Origin of the sequence: Haloferax profundi, from assembly GCF_001469865.1 — an archaeon.
Lineage (GTDB): Archaea > Halobacteriota > Halobacteria > Halobacteriales > Haloferacaceae > Haloferax > Haloferax profundi.
Genome location: NZ_LOPV01000391.1, coordinates 1 through 1,501, shown reverse-complemented (window position 1 = coordinate 1,501; position 1,501 = coordinate 1). Strand labels below are relative to the sequence as shown.

Annotated in this window: 3 protein-coding genes; all 3 read right to left on the bottom strand. The window is 62.2% G+C overall.

What is annotated here, in order from left to right; translation table 11 throughout:
- Positions 1-20: 20 nt before the first annotated feature.
- Positions 21-236 carry a hypothetical protein gene (locus AUR66_RS13765; protein ID WP_058572876.1) on the bottom strand — a complete coding sequence of 72 codons (216 nt, stop codon included), beginning with the start codon at positions 234-236 and terminating at the stop codon, positions 21-23.
- 3 nt (positions 237-239) lie between these two features.
- Positions 240-716, bottom strand: coding sequence for a universal stress protein (locus tag AUR66_RS13760; protein ID WP_058572875.1), 477 nt, complete (start codon positions 714-716; stop codon positions 240-242).
- Between the two features lie 3 nt (positions 717-719).
- Positions 720-1,501, bottom strand: a 782-nt coding sequence (locus AUR66_RS13755) for a sodium:solute symporter family transporter (RefSeq protein ID WP_449271641.1), incomplete at its 5' end; no start/stop codon positions are given.

The following is a 1,501-nucleotide window of genomic DNA, read 5'->3' as shown; positions in this document are numbered from 1 at the left end:
GGCAGTCGCAGGGGGTCACCTCACTGTTGCTCGCGGACGGCCTCGACCGAGGCGAAAAAGCCGTAGTGAGCGACGATTCCCGAAGCGAGGCACAGATAGTACGCCCACTGTGGCCCCTGAACTACGTCGAACAGGAGTGAAATCGCGGTCACCCACGCGAGGGCGAACACGAGGTCCGTCACCATCGTCGAGCGGTTCTCGCTGACGTGGGTACGAATCGACTCGGTGAGGCTCATCGTTTACGCCTCGGCCTCCACGTCGTCGCCGTGTGCGTCCACGACGAGTACCGGAAGTCGGGTTCGCCGGAGGACTTTTTCAGTGACACTTCCCAGAATCACTCGTGAGAGGCCCGACCGACCGTGAGACCCCATCACGACGAGGTCGATGTCGTTCGATTCGACGAAGTTCCGGATAGCTCGCGCCGGTTCGCCCGCCGTGACGTGCTCCTCGACGCTGAGGCCGTGGTCGGCGGCAATGTCGGCGACGTACCCAGTCGCGTCGTCGGCATCGGCCTTTACTTCGGGCATCTCGTCGAGGTGGCCCTGTCGAAGTCGGTCGACTTGCTCTGCGCCTAACGAGTAACTGGTGGCGTCGACGTCGATGACGTACAGTGCGTGGACTGTCGCGTCGTACTTCGTGGCGACGTCGACGGCTTGGTCGACAGCGTACTCTGCGGTCTTACTTCCGTCTGTTGGGATGAGGATGTGGTCGTACATTGATTAGTCGTCCGCGGGGGTCTGGCCCCCGTCGGTTACAACCGCGTCTTCGGCCGATTCTTGCTGGCCCATCGGTTCGGGGCTGTGGCACTGTCGAACCATCATCTTGATCTCTTCGGGCGGTTCCGCCGTCGCGAGTGAGACACCGATAGTCACGGCGAACACGAGCGGTGTGCCGACGAGTGCAGCGCCGATTGCCGGAACGTACTCGGCGAAGACATCGCTGAAGTGGAAGATGAGGTCGTTGACGACGGCCGCAATCCAGAGTGTGAGCCCCACGGACATCCCCGCGAGTGCACCCTGTCGATTCGTGTTCTCCCACCATAGACCGAGGAAGAACATCGGGAACAGGACGATTGCGGCGAGTGAGAACGCCAGAGCGACGAGTTCCCCGACGAGCGCCGGTGGGTCGAACGCCGTGACGGTGACGATTGCACCGAGTGCGACGATTGTCGCACGGCCGACGAGGACCTGTTGACGCTGTGTCGCGTCGGGGTTGATGATGTTGGTGTAGATGTCGTGCGAGACGGCAGACGAAGCGGTGATGAACAGGCCAGCGGTCGTTGCGATTGCGGCAGCGATACCACCAGCCGCGACGAGGCCGACGAACCACGTTGGGAGGTTCGACAGTTGCGCAGCGAGCACGACGATGAGGTCACCTTCGCCACCGCTCATCCCACCGTTGGCGGCGAACGTCGGGCCGTACTTCGAAGCGTCGTAGAGGTCGACACCAAAGGCCGCGAGCGCAGGAGCACTCCAGTAGAGGAGCAGAATAAAGAAGAGAC

Bases quoted from the DNA above. Each gene is read 5' to 3' on its own strand.
- AUR66_RS13765 (WP_058572876.1), bottom strand. From the start codon at position 236: ATGAGCCTCACCGAGTCGATTCGTACCCACGTCAGCGAGAACCGCTCG.
- AUR66_RS13760 (WP_058572875.1), bottom strand. From the start codon at position 716: ATGTACGACCACATCCTCATCCCAACAGACGGAAGTAAGACCGCAGAG.